This is a genomic window from Kocuria cellulosilytica (genome assembly GCF_040981245.1).
Lineage (GTDB): Bacteria > Actinomycetota > Actinomycetes > Actinomycetales > Micrococcaceae > Kocuria > Kocuria cellulosilytica.
In genome coordinates this window covers 59,202-79,697 of the sequence record NZ_JAVFWZ010000008.1, presented here as the reverse complement: position 1 = coordinate 79,697, position 20,496 = coordinate 59,202, and the positions used below count along the sequence as shown (strand labels likewise).

Below are 20,496 nucleotides of genomic sequence, written 5' to 3'. Positions count from 1 at the left end.
CGCCCGGACCGGGAAGGGCCGCCCCGGCCGAGTCCCGCCCGGCCGCGGACGGTGTGCGAGGTTCCGGGTCCGCACGGAATTCCCTTGCCCGCGCGCGGGCGGGTCCGCCACTGTGGAGGGACACAGTGCACCATCTCCACCGGCGGCGACCGCCCCGAGGACCACGAGCCCTGGCACCCCCTGACGCACCACCGCATATTCCCCTGAAGGCATATGCGGGGCGGACGCCGGGTCCGCCCGGGGACGCGGTCCGCCCGCCGCCGGAACGGGCCGCCGATCCCCGGCCCCGGAGATCCCGCGCACCGCACCGCGGGAGACGTCGAGGAGTCCCACCATGTTGAATGCAGCCGTCATCAGCCCCCAGCCCATGACGCGCATCGCGCTCCAGCGCGAGTCCGTCGAGCACCCCGAGCACGGCGTGCGGGTGAGCGCCGTGGCCGCGAGCGTCCCGGAGTTCCTCGCGGAGAATCCGGCGGAGGAGATGGTGGTGCTGCTGAGCCTGAACACCCTGGACGGCCGCAGCCTCGTGCAGAACGTCACGGACCTCATCGGACGGGAGCACACCGTGGTCGTGCTGGTGCCGCCGGACGACCTCGCCCGGGTCCGCTCCGCGTTCGCCTGCGGGGCGTCCGGTGCCGTGGGCAAGTGCGAGCCCATCAGGACCGTCTTCCGCACCATGCGCCTCTCCCGCCAGCTGGGCCACTTCGTGAGCGACCTGCTCCAGTCGGCCCTGGTCGAGCTGCCCAGCAGGGCCCCGGCGAAGCTCTCCGCCCGGGAGCGCGAGGTGCTCGCGCTCTACGTGGACGGCCTCCAGGAGCAGGAGGTGGCCGGGCTGCTGCAGATCGCGGAGTCCACGGTGGAGGAGCACCTCAAGCGGATCCGCCGCAAGTACGCCCTGGTGGAGCGGCCGGCCCGCACCAAGCTCGAGCTCTACAAGCGGGCCGTGGAGGACGGGATCATTCCGCCGGTGCTGCCGCTGGCCTGAGCACCGGGTGCGGCCCGCGCCCGGGGACGCCCCCTCGTTCGGCTCAGGCCCGGCGCAACGGTGCCCGAACCGCTGTGGCCGGACCGCTGTAGCCGCACCGCTGTGGCCGGACCGCTGTAGCCGCACCGTTGTGGCCGCACCGTTGTGCCGCGCCGCGGACGCTCCTACGCTGGTGGGACCACCATCCTGTGCCGTTCCGCCTCCCCCACCGGAACCCCAGCCCCGGCGGGGCCGAACGCCCGGACCGCTCCGAGTCCGCCCGTGGCCCTTCCGGCACCGCCGGCGACGGTCCGCGCACCGCCGCCGAGCGCGAGCAGCAGCCCGGGGGACGCGCCCCGCCCACAGGAAGCCGATCCCATGAACGCCGTGGACCGCGGGGACCAAGACCACGAGACCGCCCGCGAGCTCGAGAAGCTGCGCAACCACCTGACGGGGACGCTCGTCGAGCCCGACGACCCGCTCTACGACGAGGCGAGACGGGTCTGGAACGGCATGGTGGACGTGCGGCCGCGCGCGATCGTGCGGGCCGGCGCCGTGTCCGACATCAACCCGGTGCTGGCCGCCGCCCAGCACACGGGCCTGCCGCTGGCCGTCCGCGGCGGCGGGCACGGCGTGGCCGGCCACGGCACCGTGGAGGGCGGACTGGTCCTGGACCTCGGCGCGCTGCGCGAGGTACGGGTGGATCCCGGGACCCGTCTCGTGACGGTCGAGCCCGGTGCCACCCTCGCGGACGTCGACCGCGCCACCGTGCCGCACGGGCTGGCGGTGCCCCTCGGCGTGGTGAGCGCCACCGGGGTCGCGGGGCTGACCCTCGGCGGCGGAGTGGGCTGGTTGACCCGCAGCGACGGCCTGAGCCTCGACAACCTCGTGCACGCCGAGGTGATCACCGGGACCCGGGAGCACCTGCACGCCGACGCGGAGCACAACCCGGACCTGTTCTGGGGCATCCGCGGCGGCGGCGGCAACTTCGGGGTGGTGTCCTCCTTCACGTTCCGCGCCCGGGAGCTGCCCCCGTCCGTGCTGGGCGGGAACCTGTTCTACCGGCGCGAGAAGTGGCGCACGGCCCTGCAGGCCTTCGCGCGCTGGACGGACGACCTGCCGGAGGAGATGAACGGCATCGTCTCGATCCTCCGGCTGCCGCCCAGCTTCGGGATGGGCGACGAGCCCTGGCTGATCATCGCCTTCGCGTGGATGTCGCCCGACCACGCCGAGGGGCTGCGCCTGGCCGAGCGGCTGCGCGCCGACGCCCCGCCGGACGAGGAGGAGGTCGGCCCGGTGCAGTGGACCGAGTGGCAGTCGGCCATGGACGAGCTCTTCCCGAAGGGGGCGCGCGCGTACTGGAAGAACGCCTCGTTCTCCCGCCTGGACGACGAGGTGGTCGACGCCCTGCTCGGCGTGGCCTCGGAGATCACCTGGTTCGGCACGGGCATCGACATCCACCACATGGAGGGCTTCTTCGGGCGGGTCCCCGCCGGGGCCACCGCCTTCCCCAACCGGTCCGCGCGGTACTGGCTCAACGTCTACGGCTACTGGCCGGACGCCGCCGAGGACGCCCGCCTCACGGCGTTCGCCCGCCGCGTGCACGCCGCCGTGGAACCGTTCGCCGACGCCGGGCAGTACGTGAACTTCCTCGGCGCCGAGCACGGGCCGGTCACGTCCGAGGCGGCACGGGAGGCCTACGGGGAGCGGACGCACCGGCGGCTCGTGGAGCTGAAGGACCGCTACGACCCCGCCAACCTGTTCCGGCTCAACCACAACATCCTGCCGAGCACCGCCTGACCGCGCCCGTGGCCCCGGCCGCCGCGCGCGCCGGGAGCACGCGGCGGCCGGGGCCACGGGGTGCGCCGGACCGGTCGGGCCGCCCTGCCGCGGCGCGGGCTCAGGGGGCGCCGAGCAGCCGGAGCACGGCGGCCGCGACCGCCCCCAGCACGACGACCACGAGGAACGGCGCCCGCAGCACGAGCGCGAGCCCCGCCACGAGCAGCGCGCCCAGCCGGGCGTCGAGGGCCAGGGCCTGGCCGGAGCCGAACGCGTTCATGACCACGAGCGCGGCGAGCAGGCCCACCGTGACGGTGCCTGCCATGCGCCCCACGCGCGGGTCGTCCAGCACCCGGTCCGGCACGAGGTAGCCGACGAGCTTCAGGGCGTAGGCGAGCGCGCACGCCCCGAGCACCCAGAACCACATGCTCATGCCCCCGCCTCCTGCGCGCCGGGGCCGGAGGGGGCCCCGGCCGGGCCGGCGCCGCGCGAGCGGCCCAGGAACGCCGCGACCACGGCGGCCACGAGGATCGGCAGCCCCGCCGGCAGCACCGGGATGGTCAGGGCCGTGACGAGACCGCAGACCACCGCGACCGCCACGGGCTCCCGGGCGCTCAGCCGCGGCCACAGCAGGCCCAGGAACGCGGCGACCGCGGCGCCGTCCAGACCCCAGCGGGCGGGATCGCCCAGGGCGTTGCCGAGCAGGGCGCCCAGCACGGTGAAGAGGTTCCAGAGCACGAACACGCCGAGGCCCGCGGTCCAGAACCCCCGCCGCTCCTCGACCGGATGGACCTGGGAGGAGGCGGCCGCGTTGGACTCGTCGATGGTCACGTGCGCGGCGATGAGCCGGCGCCAGCCGCGCGGGCGGACCAGGGCGTTCATGTTCATCCCGTAGACGGCGTTGCGGACCCCCAGCAGGGTCGCCGCCCCCAGTGCCGAGGCCCCGGCGCCACCGCCCGAGACCACGCCGATGAAGGCGAACTGGGAGCCGCCCGTGAACATGAGCGCCGACAGGGCGACGGTCTGCCAGAAGCTCAGCCCGGCCGCCACGGCCAGGGCCCCGAAGGAGATGCCGTACAGCCCGGTGGCCACGGCCACGGACAGCCCGATCCGCACCGCCGGCGAGGACCGCCAGTCGACGGGAGCCGCGTGGCTCACGACGCCCCGGCCGCGGACGACTCGCTCGGGCCCGGCGCGGGCTCCTCCGCGCTCCCGTGCTGCTCGGCCGGCGTCCGGCGCCCCTGGGCGGCGTCGAGCGCGTCCAGCGCCTGTACGAGGGCGAGGTGGGTGAAGGTCTGGGGGAAATTGCCGGTCATCCGGCGCTGCTCGGGCGACCACTCGGTGGAGAGCAGCCCGAGGTCGTTGGCGCGGGACAGCACGAGGTCCACGAGCTTGCGGGCGCTGTCCGTGCGACCCGAGCGCGCGTACTGGGCGGCCAGCCACAGGGACGCGCCGAGGTGCGGGTTGTCCTGGCCGGGGAAGCCGTCCACCCCGATGACCCCGGAGTACGCGTCGGGGTCGTCCGGATCCACCGGCCCCAGGACGTTGCGGTAGCGGTGGATCAGTCCGCTGGGGTGGCGCAGCTCCTCCTCGATCCGCCGCACGGTCCCGAGCATCCGCTCGTCGTCGTAGGCCACGAACCCGACCTGCGGCAGCTGGAGCAGGGAGGCGTCCACGGTCTTCGCCCCGTAGTACTGCACGAAGGAGCCGACCTCGGGGTCGTAGCCGCTGGTCCAGATCTCCTCGGCGAGCGCGTCCCGCAGCTGCTCCCAGAGCTGCGCGTCGCCGGGCAGGCCGTGCACGCGCACCGCGTCCACACCGCACTGGAGGGCCGCCCACATCAGCACGCGCGAGTGCGTGTAGTACTGCCGTTCGCCGCGCATCTCCCAGAGGCCCTGGTCCGTGACCTCGTAGTTGTCCACGACCGAGCGCAGCATCGCCTGCTGCAGGGGCCAGGAGAGGTGGTCCTCCACGGCGCCGCGGCGGCGGAGCCGCTCGAAGACCACCATGACGTGGCCCACGGCGTCGGACTGGTGCTGGCCCGCGGCGCCGTTGCCCTCGCGGACCGGCCGGGAGCGCTCGTAGCCGGGCAGGTCGAGCTGGTGCTCGCGCCCGCGGCGCTCCCCGGCGACCCCGTAGATGTTCTGCAGGTCGTGCGGATCGCCCGCCACGGCGCGCAGCAGCCAGTTGCGCAGCTGCGCGGCCTCGCGGTCGTGGTCGTGGTCGAGCATGACCTCGAGGGCCATCGCGGCGTCCCGCAGCCAGGCGAAGCGGTGGTCCCAGTTGCGCTCCCCGCCCACCACGTCCGGCAGGGACGTGGTGGGGGCGGCCACGAGCCCGCCCGTCTCCTGGTGCATCAGGGCCCGGACCACGAGCAGCGAGCGCCGGACCACGTCCGAGCGCCGGGCCACGGCGTGGCCGCGGACCGGGACGATGTGCACCGGCTCCTCCCCCTCCACGGCCGGCGGGGAGTACAGCCCGGACCACTCCTGCCACAGCTCCACGGTGCGGGTGAGCTGCTCGTTGACGTCGATGGGCGCCGGGGGCGTGCGGTGGGACGGGAAGTGGGTGAGGACGAAGTCCCGTGCCTGCCCGGCGGAGACGGTGAAGGTGCCGCGGTGGCGGCGCTGGTCGTCGTCGTCCGTGGACTCGGGCAGGGGCTCCCCGCGCAGCACGAGGGCGTCCGGGCCGGCCATGGCCACGAGCATGGGCGGGGCGGCGTCGCCGCCGCCGGGGTCGGCCTCCCCCTCGAAGCGGCTGACCCAGGGGACCACGGCGCCGTAGCCGAAGCGCACCCGCAGCTCGTGGTACATCTCGACCTCGCCCGTGAGGCCCTCGACACGGCGGACCACGTCCGTGCGGGAGGTCAGCGGGAGGAAGTCGGTCACGCGCACGGAGCCGGAGTCGGTGACCCACACGGTCTGCAGCACGAACGTGTTCTCCACGTAGAACCGTTCGGCGACCTGGGCGCCGCCCTCGTCCTCGTCGAGGACCTCCCCGTCCTCCCCCTCCACGACCGTGCACGCGGGGGCGAGCAGCCACCGCCCGTGGTCGGCCTCCCCGAGCAGGGCGCCGAAGACCGAGGGGGAGTCGAACCGGGGAGCGCACAGCCAGTCGATGGACCCGGTGCGGGAGACCAGCGGACCCGTGCGCATGTTCGAGAGCAGGGCGTAGTCCTCGATCAGTGAAGCCATGCCTCAAGATTCGCACACCTGCGGCGACCGGCCGGCACCGGGATGGACCTATACCCCCAAGGGGTATACAGTGGGGGCAGGACGACCGAGGAGGAGCTCATGACGCAGACCCTGCCGCCGCACGGGTACAGCCACGACAAGGATGCCTGGCTCAAGCGGCTGCGCCGCATCGAGGGACAGGTCCGCGGCATCCACCGGATGGTCGAGGAGGACAAGTACTGCATCGACATCCTCACCCAGGTCTCCGCGATCCAGTCCGCCCTCAAGGCCGTGAGCCTGGGCCTGCTGGACGAGCACCTGAACCACTGCGTGGTCGGCGCCGTCGAGGCCGCCCAGGAGTCCGGGGACGCCGCCCGCATCGACGACAAGCTCCAGGAGGCGTCCGCGGCCATCGCCCGCCTGCTCAAGAGCTGACCCGGACCGGCGCACCGGACCGACCGAACCACCCCCGAACCGACCTGCCCACCGAGGAGAACATCGTGCAGACCACCGTCAACGTTTCCGGCATGACCTGCGGCCACTGCGTCGTGTCCGTCACCGAGGAGCTCACCGAGCTGGAGGGCGTCGAGTCCGTCGACGTCGACCTCGTGGCCGGCGGGGTCTCCCCCGTCGTCCTGACCACCTCCCGCGAGCTGTCGGAGGACGAGATCAGGGAGGCCGTCGAGGAAGCGGGGTACACCGTTGCCTGAGACCCGCACGCCCGTTCCCACCGAGGTCGCCGGGCCCCTGCGCACCCTCGAGCTCGAGATCACCGGCATGACGTGCTCCTCGTGCGTCAGCCGGGTCGAGAAGAAGCTGGGCAAGCTCGAGGGCGTCGACGCGTCCGTCAACCTCGCCCTCGAGACCGCCACCGTCCACGTGCCCGCGGGCGTGAGCGACGAGCAGGTCGTCGAGACGGTCGAGAAGGCCGGATACGGCGCCACGCTCAGGAACGCCCCCGGGGACGACGACGAGGCGGCCGGGGACGGCCCCGACGCCATGACGAAGGTCGCGGGGCGGGAGGCGTCGTCGCTGCGCTCGCCCGAGTCCCTGCGCCGGCGCCTGCTCGTGGCGGCCGCGTTCTCCGTCCCGGTGTTCGTGATCTCGATGCTGCCCGGCTTCCAGTTCCCGCACTGGGGCTGGGTGGTCGCGGTGCTGAGCCTGCCGGTCGTCACGTGGGCGGCGTGGCCGTTCCACCGCTCGGCGGCGATCAACGCCCGGCACCTGACCTCGACCATGGACACCCTCGTGTCCCTGGGCGTGTCCGCCGCGTACCTGTTCTCGCTGTGGAACCTGCTGCGGGAGCCCGGCATGACGGCCGGCGCGATGCTCGGCCACGCGATGGACATGAGCGGGCACCAGCTCTACTTCGAGACGGGGGCCCTCGTCACCGCGTTCCTGCTGCTGGGCCGCTGGCTGGAGGCCCGGGCGAAGGCCCGTTCCGGCGAGGCGCTGCGCGCGCTGCTGGAGCTCGGCGCGAAGGACGCGGTGGTCCTGCGGGACGGCGTCGAGACCGACCTGCCCGCGGAGCAGCTGCGCCCGGGGGACCTGATCGTGGTGCGCCCCGGCGAGAAGATCGCCGCCGACGGCGTGGTCGTGGACGGCCGCTCGGCCGTGAACACCTCCCTGCTCACCGGCGAGTCCCTGCCCGTGGAGGTCGAGGTCGGCGACACCGTCACCGGCGCCACGATCAACACCAACGGCCGCCTGCTGGTCGAGGCGACCCGCGTGGGCTCCGACACCACCCTGGCCCAGATGGGCCGGATGGTGGCCCGGGCCCAGTCGAGCAAGGCCCCCGTGGCCCGGCTGGCCGACCGGATCTCCGGGGTCTTCGTCCCGATCGTCCTGGTGCTCGCCCTGGCCACGCTGATCGGCTGGCTGCTGCTGACCGGGGACGCCAACGCGGCCTTCGTGGCCGCGGTCTCCGTGCTCGTGATCGCCTGCCCCTGCGCCCTCGGCCTGGCCACCCCCACGGCCCTGCTCACCGGCACGGGCCGGGGCGCGCAGCTGGGCATCCTGATCAAGGGCGCCGAGGTGCTCGAGGACACCCGCACGGTGGACACCGTGGTGCTCGACAAGACGGGCACCGTCACGAGCGGCCAGCTCTCCGTCGCGGCGGTGACGCCCGTGTCCGGGTACTCCCGGGACCAGGTGCTGGACCTCGCCGCCACCGTGGAGCAGCACTCCGAGCACCCCATCGCCCGAGCCGTGGCCGCGGCCACCCCGCACCGGTTCCCGGTCTCCGGGTTCGTCTCGGCCCCCGGCGGCGGCGTGCGCGCGCACGTGACGGACGGGATGCACTCCCGCTCGGTGGTGGTCGGGCGCACCACCTGGCTGGCCGAGAACGGCGTGCGCCTGGACAGCGCCCAGCTCGACGCCCTGCGCCGGGCCCAGGAGGGCGGGTTCACCACGATCCTCGTGGCCGTCGACGGGGCCCTGGTCGGTTTCGTGGACCTGCGCGACACCGTCAAGGACGACGCCCGGGCGGCGATCGCGCGGCTCAAGGAGCTGGGGCTGCGGCCCATGCTGCTGACCGGCGACAACGAGCCCGTGGCGCGGGCCGTCGCCACCGAGGCCGGCATCGCCGCCGAGGACGTCGTCGCGGACGTCAGCCCGGAGGGCAAGGTCGCGGTGGTCCGCGACCTCCAGGACGACGGCCGCGTGGTCGCCATGGTGGGCGACGGCGTCAACGACGCCGCGGCCCTGGCACAGGCCGATCTCGGGATCGCGATGGGCGCCGGCACGGACGCGGCGATCGAGGCCGCGGACATCACCGTGGTGCGCAGCGACGTCGGCTCGGTCCCCACGGCCATCGCCCTGTCGCGCCGGACGCTGTCGATCATCAAGTCGAACCTGTTCTGGGCCTTCGCCTACAACACGGTGGCCATCCCCGTGGCGGCCGCGGGCCTGCTCAACCCAGTGATCGCGGGCGCCGCCATGGCCTTCAGCTCCGTGTTCGTGGTGCTGAACTCCCTGCGGCTGCGCGGCTTCGGCCGCTGAGCCGGGGCCTCCGGACGCGACGACGCCCCGGGGCGGACCTCCTGGTCCGCCCCGGGGCGTCGTCGTCCGTGCGACGTGCTGCTCAGGCGCCGGCCTGTCCGGGGTCGACCGGGCTCTCCTCGTTCTCCGGGAGCTCCGGCACCTCGGACTTGTAGTCCTCCTGCGCCACGTCCACGGGGTCCTGGTCGGGGCCGTCCTCCTGCTGGTCGGCCATCCGCTGCTGGACCTTCTGCTCGAACTCCGCGTCGCCCTCGGTGGGCGGTTCCGGTTGCTGGCTCATGCTGGTTCCCGTCGTCCGGTCTCGAGCAGGGCACGGGGACCGGCCCTGCTGCTCAGGTGCCGTCCAATCTATCGAGCGGACGCCCGGCGGCAACAGGCCCGCCCGGCGGCCGGACCCGCCGGGGCCCCGGGCGGGCGGAGCGGCGCGAGCGGGGCCTCAGGCGCGCGGGGCCGGGCCGTCGTCGCCGTCCGGCCCGTGCACCGGGCCGCGGCCGCCCGCGGGGCCGCCGTCGTCCGCCCGCGCGGGTCCGTCGTCCGGTGCGGCGCCGTCGGCGGAGCGCCGGCCGAGGAGGTCCTCGCCCTCGGTGTCGGGCCGGACGCGCTGGCCGAACTCGGCCTCGCCGGCGGGCCGTGCGGCCGCCTGCCGGCGGGCCCGGGCCTCGGCGTAGAGCTTGGCCGAGGAGCGGTTGACGCCCGTGCCCTCGCCGAGGTGGGGGTCGTTGGGCTTCTCGACGATCATCAGCGTGGCGCTGATCACGAGCGTCACGATGAACACGACGCCGGCGGCGATGAAGGCGAGATCCAGGCGCAGGGTGTTGTCCGTGCCACCGCTGGCGAAGATCCCCACGGCGACGAACGCGACCGCCGCGAGCACGGCGGACAGGATCAGGGGGCCCTTGACGTCGGCCCGGGAGCCGCCTCTCGAGCCCTTGCGCTGTGCCACTGGTCCTCCTCGTGAGCTGGTGTCCTCGGCAGGACGGGGCCTGCCGTGCGGTAGCCCAGTCTACGCGGTCCCGGAGGGAGTCCGTCCCCGGCGGTCCTCGTGCCGGAGGGTCAGGGCGGCCAGCAGGTGGGTGACGCCGATGACCACCGCGGCGGCCCCCACCACCCCGAAGAGGGCCTTGGCGCCGAGGTCCACCACGAGCACGAGGCCGGTGGCGGCGAGGACCGTGACGAGCCCGGCGATGGTCCAGTCGCGGCCCAGGGGGAAGCTCGTGCGGAACCGCAGCCCGAGGGCCAGCTCCGTGAGCCCGGCCAGGCCCATGACGGACGCCGCGTAGACCACGAGCCACGCGGGGCTGTCGGCGCCGAGGACCGTGAAGATCCCGCCCAGCAGGTACAGCACGCCGTAGGACTGCGGGACCTGCCGGGCGGGGCCCAGGTCCACGGCGTCGTTGCCGTTGAGCCGCAGCTGCAGGAACACGCTCGCAGCCCCCGTGAGCACGAGGTAGAGCCCCACGCCCCAGGCCACCACGGGCAGCGTCGGCTCCTGCCAGAACACGGTCACGGCGCCGAGGACCAGGGCCACGAGCGCGCGCAGCAGCGTGGGCGCGAACAGGTCGCGGTGGATGCCGGTGCTCGGGTCGGGGTTCACGGTGCGCCTTTCGGGAGGACGTGCGGGCGGGAAGGCCCGGGCGGAACGGCCCGCGGGGCCCGGGTCAGTCTAGCGACCGGAGCCGCGGCCGGGCGCGGAGAGCACCCGGGCCAGCACCGCGAGGGCGTCCGGCAGGGCGTCCCCCTGCGGGGCGGCGCCGGTGGCGCCGAAGCCGACGACGACGCCGCGGCGGGCGCCCCGCGCGCCGTGCGCCCAGTACGAGCCCAGCGCCGCCACCCGCACGCCCGCGGCCGCGGCCCGGTCCACGACGTCCTGCTCCTCGAACGGCACCTCCCCCGTGAACTCGAGGACGGCGTGCAGCCCGCCGTCCATGGGCACGGCCCGCACCCCGCGGACGCCCGCGAGGGCCGCGGTGAGCAGGTCCCGCCGGCGCCGGTACTCCCGCCGCATCCGGGCGGTGTGCCGGCGCAGCCCGCCCTCGGCCAGGAACCGGGCCATGGCGTCCTGGGCGACCGCGGAGGCGGGGTTGCCCAGGTCCGTGCGCAGCCGCAGCAGCTCCTCCCGGAGGGAGGGCGGGGCCAGCAGGTAGCCGACCCCCAGCCCGGGCGCGAGGACCTTGGTGAAGGAGCCCAGCGTGGCCACGTGGCCGCCGGCGCCGAGCAGCCGCCCCGGGGCGGGCGGCTCCGGGACCGCGCCCGGGGCGTGGTCGAGGGAGGACAGCGCCGGGAGCGGCTCGCCCACGTAGCGCAGCTCGGAGTCGTAGTCGTCCTCCACGATCAGCGCGTCGTGGGCGCGCGCCCAGCCGAGCAGCTCGAGCCGGCGGGCGGCGGGCATCGACGCGCCGAGGGGGTACTGGTGGCTGGGGGTCACGATCACGGCGTCCGGGGGCCGCTCGATCTCCCACTCCCCCGGGCCGGCCCAGGCGCCGGACGGCAGCCGGGCGGGGTCGAGCCCCTGGTCGTCGATGGGCACGGGCAGCACCTCGTGGCCGAGCCGCTGCGGCACCCGGCGCAGCGAGGGGTAGCCGGGGTCCTCGACGGCGACCCGCAGCCCGCGGCCCGCGTGGCCGCCGAGCACCGCGAGCAGCAGCTGGAGCCCGTCCCGCGCGCCCGCCGTGACGAAGAGGTCCCCGGGGTCCCGGACCACGCCGCGCATCAGCCGCAGGTGCTCGGCGATCTGCTCGCGCAGCGGCTCCGAGCCCTGGGGCGGGGGCGCGCCCGTCCCGGCGGCGGCCGCGGCGTCCCGCCACGCGGCGCGCCACTGCGGGGTGGCCAGCCGCCCGGTGTCGGGCCGCCCGGGCGTGAGGTCGATCATGGGCCGCTCGCGGGCCCGGCGCGGCCGCGCCACGGGCGGGCGGGGGCCGGTGCGGGCGGCCGGGGGCTCCGCCCGGGAACGCGCCAGGTCGGGGTGGACCACCGTGGCCCCGTTGGTCGCGTGCAGGTAGCCCTCGCCGTGGAGCTGGTCGTAGGCGGTGACCACGGAGCCGCGCGAGATCCCCAGCCGGGCGGCCAGCCCGCGCGTGGAGGGCAGCGGGTCCCCGGGGCGCAGGGCCCCGGAGACCACCAGCTCCCGCAGCTGCTGGACGAGCTGCGCGGGCAGGGGCGCGGGGTCGGCCCGGTCCACGCGCACGGGCAGCTCCACGTCGTGGGGGTGTCTCACGGGCCGGCTCCTCTCTCCCGCAGGTCTCCACAGGATGTTCGGTGGTCCAACAGATTCTATCGATGGTGGACCTGTTGATGGACCACTCCGGAACGGAGGATGGACTCCATGACCGATCTGCAGACCACCCCTGCCCAGACCCCCGCCCACGACACCGCCCGCGGCGCCGCCTCGGACGCGACCCCGCTGACCGGCTCCCCGCTCGTCAAGCGCGGCCTCGCCGACATGCTCAAGGGCGGCGTCATCATGGACGTCGTCACCGCCGAGCAGGCCCGCATCGCCGAGGACGCCGGCGCCGTGGCCGTCATGGCCCTCGAGCGCGTGCCCGCGGACATCCGCGCGCAGGGCGGCGTGGCCCGCATGTCCGACCCCGACCTGATCGAGGGCATCCAGGCCGCCGTCTCCATCCCCGTCATGGCGAAGGTGCGCATCGGCCACTTCGTGGAGGCCCAGGTGCTCGAGCACCTGAAGGTCGACTACATCGACGAGTCCGAGGTGCTCTCCCCCGCCGACTACGTCAACCACATCGACAAGCAGCGCTTCACCGTCCCGTTCGTGTGCGGGGCCACCAACCTGGGCGAGGCCCTGCGCCGGCTCGCCGAGGGTGCCGCCATGATCCGCTCGAAGGGCGAGGCCGGCACCGGCGACGTCTCCGAGGCCACCAAGCACATCCGCACCATCCGCGGGCAGATCGCCGAGCTGCAGGCCCTCTACAAGGTCTCCCCCGACGCCCTGTACGTGAAGGCGAAGGAGCTCGCGGCCCCCTACGACATCGTCCTCGAGGTCGCCCGCACCGGGAAGCTGCCGGTCGTGCTGTTCACCGCCGGCGGCGTGGCCACCCCCGCGGACGCCGCCATGATGATGCAGCTCGGCGCCGACGGCGTGTTCGTGGGCTCCGGGATCTTCAAGTCCGGCAACCCCGCGGCCCGCGCCCAGGCCATCGTGAAGGCCACCGCCTACTTCGACGACCCGGAGAAGATCGCCGAGGCCTCCCGCGGGCTCGGCGAGGCGATGGTCGGCATCAACGTGGGCGACCTCCCGGCCCCGCACCGGCTCGCGGAGCGCGGCTGGTGAGTTCCGCGCCCCGCGTCGGCGTCCTCGCCCTGCAGGGCGGGGTCGCCGAGCACGCCGCGATGCTGCAGGAGCTCGGCGCCGAGCCCGTGCTCGTGAAGACGGCCGGGCAGCTCGCCGGGCTGGACGCGATCGTGCTGCCCGGCGGGGAGTCCTCCACCGTGGACCGGCTGCTGCGCCTGTTCGGGCTGCGGGAGCCGCTGCGGGAGGCCGTCCTCGGCGGCCTCCCCACGCTGGGCACGTGCGCCGGGCTGATCCTGCTCTCCACGGGCATCGAGGACCCCGCCCCCGGCCAGCAGTCCCTCGGGGTCCTGGACGTCACGGTGGCCCGCAACGCGTTCGGCCCCCAGACGGCCTCCGAGGAGGTCACCCTCGCCTGGGGCGGCGCCGGGGACGTCGTGCGCGCGGCCTTCATCCGGGCTCCCGCGGTGACCCGCGTCGGCGAGGGCGTCGAGGTCCTCGCCCGGCACCGGGGCCAGGTGGTCGCGGTGGCCGGCGGTGCCGTCCTCGGCATCTCGTTCCACCCCGAGCTGACCGGGGAGACCACGGTCCACCGGCACCTGCTCTCCCTCGTGGCCGCTCGGCGCGGCCTCCCCGCCTGAGCGGTCCCGTACCGCTGAGCGGTCCCGTATCGCTGAGCGGTCCCGCTTCGCTGAGCCGTTCTGCCCCGGCCGGCCGGCTCCGCCCCGCACGCGGGGGCGCACGCCCCCGCGTGCGGGGTGCTCAGTAGCTTCCGGACGCCCCGCCGCCGGTGAAGCCGCCGCCCCCGCCGAACGAGGAGCCGCCCGGTCCGTCCCCGCCCGTGCCCCCTCCCGGGCCGCCGGAGTACAGCCCCGGATTGGCCAGGTAGAGCGGCAGCCAGACGGCGGGGTTCGTCACGGCGTCCTGCTTGCGGTGGTGGTAGCGGTACTTCCGGTAGGCCTCGCGCTGCTCCTCGGTGAGCCGCAGCCCGGGGTCGCGCTGCCCGGCCGCCCGGAGCTCCTCGTCGGCGATCCGGCGCCGGCGGCGGAGGTCTGCGGCGATCCACCACGCCACCAGCGCTCCGACCAGGCCGAAGCCGCCGGCCACCCAGCCGAGCAGGGCCCAGTCGAAGGGCTCCTGCGGCGGCTCCCCGCCCTGCGCGTAGACGTAGATCTGCTCGACGGCCCCGTTCAGGCCCTGCGCGTAGCGCCCGTCCGCGAAGGCCGGTGCCAGCACGTCGTCGACCACCCGCTGCGCCTCGTCGTCCGAGAAGGCCTCGCGCACCCCGTCCGCCGACTCGATCCGCAGCTCCCGGTCCTCGGTGGCGGCGACCACGAGCACGCCGTTGTCCGCCCCGGCGTCGCCCACCTCCCAGGCCGCAGCGACCTCGCGGGCGTGGTCCTCGATCGACCCGGCCGCCTCCTCCACGGTGAGCACGGCGACGCGGGCGGCGTCCGTGCTCGCGTTGCGGTCCTCGATCAGGGCGTCGAGCTCCTGCTCCTGCGCGTCGGTCAGGACGCCGGCCGCGTCCAGCACGTTGGACCCGGCCGGCGGGTCGGGGACCTCCACCGGGGCCGAGCACCCGGTGAGCGCGGCAAGGACCAGGGCGATCCCGGCGAGTGCTCTGCGGTCCACGGTGGGCCCCTCCTCCGTCCGCGGCGGGTCCGCGGGCTCGTCCCCAGGATGGCAAGGCACCCCCGGTCCGGAGAACCTCCGGGAGGAGGAGTTCCGCGGCCGTCCCGGGCCGGGCGCTCCTCCTGCGGGCGGACCGGTCAGTCCTTCCTGCGGTTCGGGACCACCATCACGGGGCCCTCGCCCTCGTTGAGCACGGCCTGCGAGACGGAGCCCATGAGCAGTCCCCGGAACCCGCCGTAGCCGCGGCTGCCGACCACCACGAGCTCCGCCGACCGGCCGGCCTCCACGAGCTGGTCCGCGGGCGTACCGGAGAAGACGAACGTCCGGACGTCCAGGTCCGGGTGGTCCTCCCGGACCGACGCCGCGACCTGGTCCACGAGCCCCTGGGCGGGCTCGGTGAGCTGCTCGCGCACGGCCCGGTCCAGGTCGGCGGAGCCCGTCGGCATGCTCAGCGCCTCCGGGACCACGGTGATCAGCGCCAGGCCCGCGCCGTGCCGCACCGCGTACCGTCCGGCCGCCAGCACGGCCGGGTTGTCCCGCCCGAGCCGGTCCACGCCGACCACCACGCGGCCCGCGAAGGGCCCGGCCGTGCCCTGGGCGGCCCTCGCCTCCGGGTCCCACCGGTCCGGGAGGACGATCACGGGGCACTTCGCGTGCGCGGACGCCGCGGCCGTGACCGACCCGAGGCGGCCGCGCACGCCGCGGCGCCCGCGCCGGCCGAGCACCAGGGCCGCGGCGCCCTCCGACTCGTGCACCAGGACCCCGGCCGCGTCACCGCGCTCGACCACCGCGACCGCCGGGACGCCGGCGTCCCGGGCCCGGGTGACGGCGGTGCCGGCCAGCTTGTCCGCCTCCTCCTCGATCGCCTCCAGGAACGGCCCGTAGAGACTGGGGTCCACGGCCACGGGCCGCCCCATGGAGACCACCACCTTCAGCTCGCCGCCGAGGGCGGCGGCCTCCCGGACGGCCCAGTCCAGGGCCCGCTCGCTGTTCTCGGACCCGTCGTAGCCGACGACGATCTGCTCCGCCATGTGCCGCTGCTCCCTGTGCTCGCCGTGGGGGTGTGGTGCCGGGGACGCCCGCTCAGGAGCGGTGCGCGGGCACGACCATGACCGGGCCGGTGGCGTTCTCCAGCACCGCCTGGGACACCGAGCCGAGCAGCAGTCCCCGGAAGCCGCCGATGCCGCGGGAGCCCACCACGACCAGGTCCGCGGAGTGCGTGGCGTTCATCAGGATGCGGCCCGGGCGGCCCACGAAGATGTGGTGCTCCACCGTCAGCTCGGGGTGCTCGGCGGCGATCTCGTCGGAGATCTCGGTGAGCTTCCGGTCGGCCTCGTGGAAGTACCGCGCCTGGTTGAACTCGTCCTGGAACCAGGCGGGCGTGCCGGACAGGGCACCGTTCACGGAGACCAGCGCCAGGGACTTGCCGTGCTCCTGGGCGTACGCCACGGCCTTCCCCAGCGCGGGGCTGCGCGAGCCGAGGGCGTCCAGGCCCACGACCACCCGGCCGGTGAAGTCGATCTCGTCGGCCTTGACCGGGCCCTCGGCCTCGAGCGCGAAGTCGCCCGCGCTGCCGCCGCGCCGTTCGGAGTGCCGGCTCTCCGCGGCCTCGGGGACGATGATGACCGGGCTCTTGGCGTGCGCCGCGACGGCCGCGGACACCGAGCCCAGCCGGCCGCGCAGCGCGCCGCCGCGCCCTCGCTTGCCCATGACCACGAGGGCGGCCTCGCCCGACTGCTCCACGACGGCCTTGGCGGCGTCCCCGGCCGCCTCGACGACCTCGACGGGCAGCCCCGCCTGCTCCACGGCCTGCCGGGCCTCGGCCAGGTGGTCGGCGTTCTCCTTCATCACGGCCTCGGTGAACCGCATCTCGAGCCCGGGGTCCCCGACCCCGATGACCGGGTAGGCGCCCAGCAGGCGCACCGTCAGGCTCTGGGCCCGGGCCTCGTCGATGGCGCGCTCGAGCGCGTGGCGGGCCTGGTCGGAGCCGTCGATGCCGACGAGCACCACGTTGTGCCCGGAGTCGGCGGCGGACTGGTTCTCTGCACGGGAATCACTGTTCATATTGGCATCGTAGGTGATCCGCCCCACATCCCCCGGGTGCGCCCCTGCTTGTTACCGAGCGTTCCTGAGCAGCCAGGAGTCGCCGCGGGCACGCAGCCCCAGGGTCAGGGCGCGGGCCCCCAGGTACCCGCCGGCGTAGGCGACCCACAGCCACACGAATCCTCCGGTCCCCGCCCCCGCGCGGAGCGCGACGAGCACCAGCAGCGGGGCGTAGACCGCGAGGTTGAGCACCCCGGCCACCGCGAGGTAGCGGGCGTCCCCGGCCCCGATGAGCACGCCGTCCAGGACGAAGACGTAGGCGGCCAGCGGCTGGCCGACCGCCACCACCAGCAGCCCCGCCGCGAAGAGGGCCTGCACCGCCGGGTCGGGGCTGAGCAGGAAGCCCAGTCGCGTGCCGACCAGGGCCACGAGGAGACCGGTCAGCACGCCGAAGCCGAGCCCCCACAGCACCAGCCGGTTCATCAGCGCCCGGACCGCCCGGCGCTGCGCGGGGTCCCCGACGTCCCGCGCCCCCATGTCCCGGCCGAGCAGTGCCTGCGCGGCGATGGCGAGGGCGTCCAGGGCGAACGCCAGGAAGTTGAACACCGTCATCACGAGCTGGTGCGCCGCGAGGTTCTGCGCCCCCTGTCCGGTGACCACCAGGACGGTCGCGAGGATGGCCACCCGCAGGGACACGGTGCGGAGCATGAGCCAGGAGCCCACCGCGAGGTGCGAGCGCAGCCGCGGCCACGTGGTCGAGGACCCCACGCCGTGCTCGCGGGCGAGCCGGCGGAGGATCCGGAGGTACGCCAGGGCCATGGCCCACTGCACGGCGCTCGTGCCGATCGCCGCGCCGGCCACGCCCAGGCCCGCGCCGTGGACGAGCAGGAGGTTGAGCCCCGCGTTGGCCGCGGCCCCGATCCCCGCGATGAGCAGCGGCGTCCTGGTGTCCTGGAGCCCGCGGAGCACGCCGGTGGCCGCGAGCACCAGGAGCATCGCGGTGAGCCCGGGCAGGGACCAGTGCAGGTAGACGACGGCGTGCTCCAGGACCTCGCCGCGCGCGCCCATCAGCGCCAGCAGCGGGCGGCCCGCCGCCCAGCCCGCCGCGGACAGGAGCAGGCCGAGTCCCGCGGCCACCCACAGCCCGTCCCGGCCCACCGCCACGGCCTCGTGGAGCCGGCCCGCGCCGAGGTGCCGGGCGACCGCCGGGGTGGTGCTGTAGGCGAGGAAGACCATGAGCCCCACGACCGTCTGCAGCACGGCCGCCGCCACGCCCACGCCGGCGAGCTGGGGCGTGCCGAGGTGGCCGACGATGGCGGAGTCCGCCAGCAGGAACAGCGGCTCGGCCACGAGCGCCCCGAAGGCGGGGACCGCCAGGGCCAGGATCTGCCGGTTGAGGCCGCGGGGACGGGAGGTCGTGGTCACCGGTCCAGGCTACCGACGACCATCCGCCCCCGCGGCCGGAGGGGGTGGTGCTCAGAAGGGGTAGTGCGGGACGTCCGGGCTGATCGTGATCCACTGCGTCTCGGTGAACGCGTCGATGTTGGCGGTGGGTCCGCCGAACCGGGAGCCGGTGCCCGAGGCGCCCATGCCGCCGAAGGGGGCGTTGGCCTCGTCGGCGACCGTCATCTCGTTGATGTGGATCTTGCCGGAGCGGATCCGGTCGGCGATCTTCATGGCCTCGCCGACGTCCCCGATGATGGACACCGAGAGGCCGTACTGGGAGGCGTTGGCGAACTCCACCGCCTCCTCGGCGCTGGACACCTTCATCACGGGGGCCACCGGGCCGAAGATCTCGTCCTTCCAGGCCGTCATCTCGTGGGTCAGGTCGGCGAGCACCGTGGGCCGGTAGAACAGCCCGTCGTGGGAGCCGCCGGCGACCACCCGGGCGCCGGCGATGGCGGTCTCCTGCACGATCGCGTCGATGGACTTGAGCTGGCGCTCGTCGATGATCGGGCCCAGGTGGACGGGCCCCTCGGCGGGATCCCCGACCACCAGCGCCTCGGCCTTCGCCGCGAGCTTGTCCACGTACTCGTCGTGCAGGTCCTCGTGCACCAGGTGACGCCCCGTGGTCATGCAGATCTGGCCCTGGTGGAAGAAGGAGCCCATCGCCCCGACCCCGGCGGCCAGGTCCACGTCCGCGCCCGGCAGCACGATGACCACGTTGTTGCCGCCGAGCTCCAGGTGGGCCCGCTTGAGGTGCTGCGCCGCGGCGGCGCCCACGTGCCGTCCCGCCGCGGTGGACCCGGTGAAGGACACGACGTCCACCTGCGGGGCCTCGACCGTGGCGGCCCCCACGTCGCCGCCGCCGGGCAGCAGCTGCAGGACCCCGGGCGGCAGCCCGGCCTCCTCGAACACGCGCATGATGAGCGCGCCGCCCGTGACCGAGGTGCGGGGGTCCGGCTTGAGCAGCACCGCGTTGCCCAGGGCCAGGGCGGGGGCCACGGAGCGGATCGAGAGGATCAGCGGGAAGTTGAACGGCGAGATGACCGAGACCACCCCGGCCGGCACCCGGCGCGACAGCGACCAGTGCGGCGCGTCGGAGGGCAGGTACTCCCCGTGCGGATGGGTCGGCAGCGCGGAGGATTCGTAGCACTCCGCGGCCGCGACCGAGGCCTCCAGCCCGGCCTTGGGCTGGATCGCCCCGGTCTCCCGGACCACCCAGTCCATGACCTCCTCGGCGTGCTCCTCGAACAGGAGACCGGCGCGGCGCAGCACCGCGGCGCGCTCGGAGGGCTTCAGCGCCGCCCACTCCTTCTGGGCCGCCGCGGCCTTCTCCGCCGCCTCGTACACGTCCTCGGGGGACGCGAAGCCGATCTGCCCCAGCGTCTCGTCCGTCGACGGGTTCGTGACGTCCTCGGTGCCGCCGCGGCCGTCGCGCCACCCGTTGACGTAGATCTTTCCGGTCCACACCGATGTGTCCAGCAGTGCCATGGGTCGAACTCCTCGGGTTCCGGCCGCGGGTCGGACCACCGGACGGCGGGGTGACCCACGGCACACGTGCAGTGGGGATTATTCTGCGCCTTCCTGGGAGCCGGCCCGGAGCCGGGCGCGCCGGGGCCCTCAGAGACCCCGGAGGCGGTCCATCTCCCGGCGGTCCTTCTTGGTGGGCCGGCCGGTGCCCCGGTCCCGCCGCGGGACGGCCGCGTGCAGCGCGGGGGGCGGAGGCGGGCTGTGGTCCACGTACGCCTTCGCGGCCACCGGGGCCCCGACGCGCTTGGTCAGCAGCTGCACCACCTCCAGGACCTGCTCGTGGCCGGGCCGGCGCACGGCCACCCGCTGGCCGGGCCGCACCGGCTGGGCGGCCTTGACCGAGGTCCCGTCGATCTTCACGTGCCCGGCGCGGCACGCGGCCGTCGCGGCGGAGCGGGTCTTGAACACGCGCACCGCCCACAGCCACACGTCCACGCGCACGCTCGCGGGCGCCGGAGCCGCCGTCATCGCCCCTCCTCGGGAGCCGGTCCCAGGACGTCGTCGATCGGAGTCATGGGCTCCATTGTGCCGAAGCCGTGCCGGCCCCGGGCACCGGGCGGCTCCCGCGGGCCGCGCCCGTCGTCGCGAGCGGAGCTCGGGGAATTAGCTACCGACCAGTGGTGCGCGACACACCGGGGGGCGGGACAGCCCCTACACTGAGGCTCATTCAGCGGTGGGCCGCA

At 74.9% G+C, this 20,496-nt stretch carries 20 protein-coding genes; 7 read left to right on the top strand and 13 right to left on the bottom strand.

The genetic code is table 11. From position 1 onward, the window contains the following. Positions 1–334: 334 nt before the first annotated feature. Positions 335–985 carry a helix-turn-helix transcriptional regulator gene (locus RCG67_RS12595; RefSeq protein WP_368826679.1) on the top strand — a complete coding sequence of 217 codons (651 nt, stop codon included), beginning with the start codon at positions 335–337 and terminating at the stop codon, positions 983–985. Between the two features lie 357 nt (positions 986–1,342). Next, the gene (locus tag RCG67_RS12590) at positions 1,343–2,764 is read left to right on the top strand and encodes an FAD-binding oxidoreductase (RefSeq protein WP_368826678.1); all 1,422 of its coding nucleotides are present in this window, start codon (positions 1,343–1,345) and stop codon (positions 2,762–2,764) included. Between the two features lie 100 nt (positions 2,765–2,864). On the opposite strand, the gene RCG67_RS12585 is transcribed toward RCG67_RS12590, so the two are convergent. From RCG67_RS12585 to RCG67_RS12575, 3 genes are read right to left on the bottom strand one after another with little or no spacing between them, the layout of a single operon-like run. Beyond that, positions 2,865–3,176, bottom strand: coding sequence for an AzlD domain-containing protein (locus RCG67_RS12585; protein ID WP_368826677.1), 312 nt, complete (start codon positions 3,174–3,176; stop codon positions 2,865–2,867). Then, a complete protein-coding gene (locus RCG67_RS12580; RefSeq protein WP_368826675.1) occupies positions 3,173–3,901 on the bottom strand; it encodes an AzlC family ABC transporter permease in 729 nt (242 codons plus the stop codon). Before RCG67_RS12580 ends, RCG67_RS12585 begins: the two co-directional genes overlap by 4 nt. Beyond that, complete coding sequence (locus RCG67_RS12575) at positions 3,898–5,937, bottom strand: glycoside hydrolase family 15 protein (protein WP_368826674.1); 2,040 nt, start codon at positions 5,935–5,937, stop codon at positions 3,898–3,900. The genes RCG67_RS12580 and RCG67_RS12575 overlap by 4 nt, the downstream gene beginning before the upstream one ends. Positions 5,938–6,036: 99 nt before the next feature. Between RCG67_RS12575 and RCG67_RS12570 the strand changes: the two genes are divergently transcribed. The 3 genes from RCG67_RS12570 to RCG67_RS12560 all read left to right on the top strand — a co-directional run bounded on the left by RCG67_RS12570 (position 6,037) and on the right by RCG67_RS12560 (position 8,916). Continuing rightward, complete coding sequence (locus RCG67_RS12570; RefSeq protein ID WP_368826672.1) at positions 6,037–6,351, top strand: metal-sensitive transcriptional regulator; 315 nt, start codon at positions 6,037–6,039, stop codon at positions 6,349–6,351. A 65-nt stretch (positions 6,352–6,416) separates the two neighbouring features. Then, positions 6,417–6,626, top strand: coding sequence for a heavy-metal-associated domain-containing protein (locus tag RCG67_RS12565; RefSeq protein ID WP_368826670.1), 210 nt, complete (start codon positions 6,417–6,419; stop codon positions 6,624–6,626). Continuing rightward, the gene (locus tag RCG67_RS12560) at positions 6,619–8,916 is read left to right on the top strand and encodes a heavy metal translocating P-type ATPase (RefSeq protein WP_497801007.1); all 2,298 of its coding nucleotides are present in this window, start codon (positions 6,619–6,621) and stop codon (positions 8,914–8,916) included. The genes RCG67_RS12565 and RCG67_RS12560 overlap by 8 nt, the downstream gene beginning before the upstream one ends. Before the next feature lie 82 nt (positions 8,917–8,998). On the opposite strand, the gene RCG67_RS12555 is transcribed toward RCG67_RS12560, so the two are convergent. The 4 genes from RCG67_RS12555 to pdxR form a co-directional block, all read right to left on the bottom strand. Next, on the bottom strand, positions 8,999–9,196 hold the full coding sequence (locus tag RCG67_RS12555) for a hypothetical protein (RefSeq protein ID WP_058874119.1): 198 nt from the start codon (positions 9,194–9,196) through the stop codon (positions 8,999–9,001). A gap of 156 nt (positions 9,197–9,352) precedes the next feature. Further along, complete coding sequence (locus RCG67_RS12550; protein ID WP_368826668.1) at positions 9,353–9,859, bottom strand: hypothetical protein; 507 nt, start codon at positions 9,857–9,859, stop codon at positions 9,353–9,355. Positions 9,860–9,919: 60 nt separating this feature from the next. Then, positions 9,920–10,510: a DUF308 domain-containing protein gene (locus RCG67_RS12545; RefSeq protein ID WP_368826667.1), complete on the bottom strand. Its 591-nt coding sequence runs from the start codon at positions 10,508–10,510 to the stop codon at positions 9,920–9,922. Positions 10,511–10,579: 69 nt separating this feature from the next. Next, entirely contained in the window at positions 10,580–12,130 is a 1,551-nt protein-coding gene (gene pdxR, locus RCG67_RS12540; RefSeq protein ID WP_368826666.1) for a MocR-like pyridoxine biosynthesis transcription factor PdxR, read from the bottom strand. A 108-nt stretch (positions 12,131–12,238) separates the two neighbouring features. Here pdxR and pdxS point away from each other — a divergent pair, with 108 nt between their 5' ends. Both pdxS and pdxT read left to right on the top strand, forming a co-directional pair. Continuing rightward, positions 12,239–13,204, top strand: coding sequence for a pyridoxal 5'-phosphate synthase lyase subunit PdxS (gene pdxS, locus RCG67_RS12535; RefSeq protein ID WP_197412676.1), 966 nt, complete (start codon positions 12,239–12,241; stop codon positions 13,202–13,204). Next, complete coding sequence (gene pdxT, locus RCG67_RS12530; RefSeq protein WP_368826665.1) at positions 13,201–13,803, top strand: pyridoxal 5'-phosphate synthase glutaminase subunit PdxT; 603 nt, start codon at positions 13,201–13,203, stop codon at positions 13,801–13,803. The genes pdxS and pdxT overlap by 4 nt, the downstream gene beginning before the upstream one ends. A gap of 121 nt (positions 13,804–13,924) precedes the next feature. Here the strand turns inward: pdxT and RCG67_RS12525 are convergent, their stop codons facing one another. From RCG67_RS12525 to RCG67_RS12500, 6 genes are all read right to left on the bottom strand, one after another. Then, on the bottom strand, positions 13,925–14,797 hold the full coding sequence (locus tag RCG67_RS12525; protein WP_368826663.1) for a TPM domain-containing protein: 873 nt from the start codon (positions 14,795–14,797) through the stop codon (positions 13,925–13,927). A 137-nt stretch (positions 14,798–14,934) separates the two neighbouring features. Then, positions 14,935–15,828, bottom strand: coding sequence for a universal stress protein (locus tag RCG67_RS12520; protein WP_368826662.1), 894 nt, complete (start codon positions 15,826–15,828; stop codon positions 14,935–14,937). A gap of 52 nt (positions 15,829–15,880) precedes the next feature. After that, a complete protein-coding gene (locus RCG67_RS12515; protein ID WP_368826661.1) occupies positions 15,881–16,861 on the bottom strand; it encodes a universal stress protein in 981 nt (326 codons plus the stop codon). A gap of 51 nt (positions 16,862–16,912) precedes the next feature. Continuing rightward, positions 16,913–18,265: an MATE family efflux transporter gene (locus RCG67_RS12510; RefSeq protein ID WP_368826660.1), complete on the bottom strand. Its 1,353-nt coding sequence runs from the start codon at positions 18,263–18,265 to the stop codon at positions 16,913–16,915. A 51-nt stretch (positions 18,266–18,316) separates the two neighbouring features. Beyond that, positions 18,317–19,774, bottom strand: a complete 1,458-nt coding sequence (locus RCG67_RS12505; protein ID WP_368826659.1) for a benzaldehyde dehydrogenase — start codon at positions 19,772–19,774, stop codon at positions 18,317–18,319. Positions 19,775–19,903: 129 nt separating this feature from the next. Beyond that, positions 19,904–20,281: an RNA-binding S4 domain-containing protein gene (locus RCG67_RS12500; protein ID WP_368826658.1), complete on the bottom strand. Its 378-nt coding sequence runs from the start codon at positions 20,279–20,281 to the stop codon at positions 19,904–19,906. Positions 20,282–20,496: the final 215 nt, after the last annotated feature.

Bases quoted from the DNA above. Each gene is read 5' to 3' on its own strand.
- RCG67_RS12590 (WP_368826678.1), top strand. From the start codon at position 1,343: ATGAACGCCGTGGACCGCGGGGACCAAGACCACGAGACCGCCCGCGAG.
- RCG67_RS12585 (WP_368826677.1), bottom strand. From the start codon at position 3,176: ATGAGCATGTGGTTCTGGGTGCTCGGGGCGTGCGCGCTCGCCTACGCC.
- RCG67_RS12595 (WP_368826679.1), top strand. From the start codon at position 335: ATGTTGAATGCAGCCGTCATCAGCCCCCAGCCCATGACGCGCATCGCG.
- RCG67_RS12575 (WP_368826674.1), bottom strand. From the start codon at position 5,937: ATGGCTTCACTGATCGAGGACTACGCCCTGCTCTCGAACATGCGCACG.
- RCG67_RS12555 (WP_058874119.1), bottom strand. From the start codon at position 9,196: ATGAGCCAGCAACCGGAACCGCCCACCGAGGGCGACGCGGAGTTCGAG.
- RCG67_RS12520 (WP_368826662.1), bottom strand. From the start codon at position 15,828: ATGGCGGAGCAGATCGTCGTCGGCTACGACGGGTCCGAGAACAGCGAG.
- RCG67_RS12570 (WP_368826672.1), top strand. From the start codon at position 6,037: ATGACGCAGACCCTGCCGCCGCACGGGTACAGCCACGACAAGGATGCC.
- pdxS (WP_197412676.1), top strand. From the start codon at position 12,239: ATGACCGATCTGCAGACCACCCCTGCCCAGACCCCCGCCCACGACACC.
- RCG67_RS12500 (WP_368826658.1), bottom strand. From the start codon at position 20,281: ATGACGGCGGCTCCGGCGCCCGCGAGCGTGCGCGTGGACGTGTGGCTG.
- RCG67_RS12515 (WP_368826661.1), bottom strand. From the start codon at position 16,861: ATGAACAGTGATTCCCGTGCAGAGAACCAGTCCGCCGCCGACTCCGGG.
- RCG67_RS12505 (WP_368826659.1), bottom strand. From the start codon at position 19,774: ATGGCACTGCTGGACACATCGGTGTGGACCGGAAAGATCTACGTCAAC.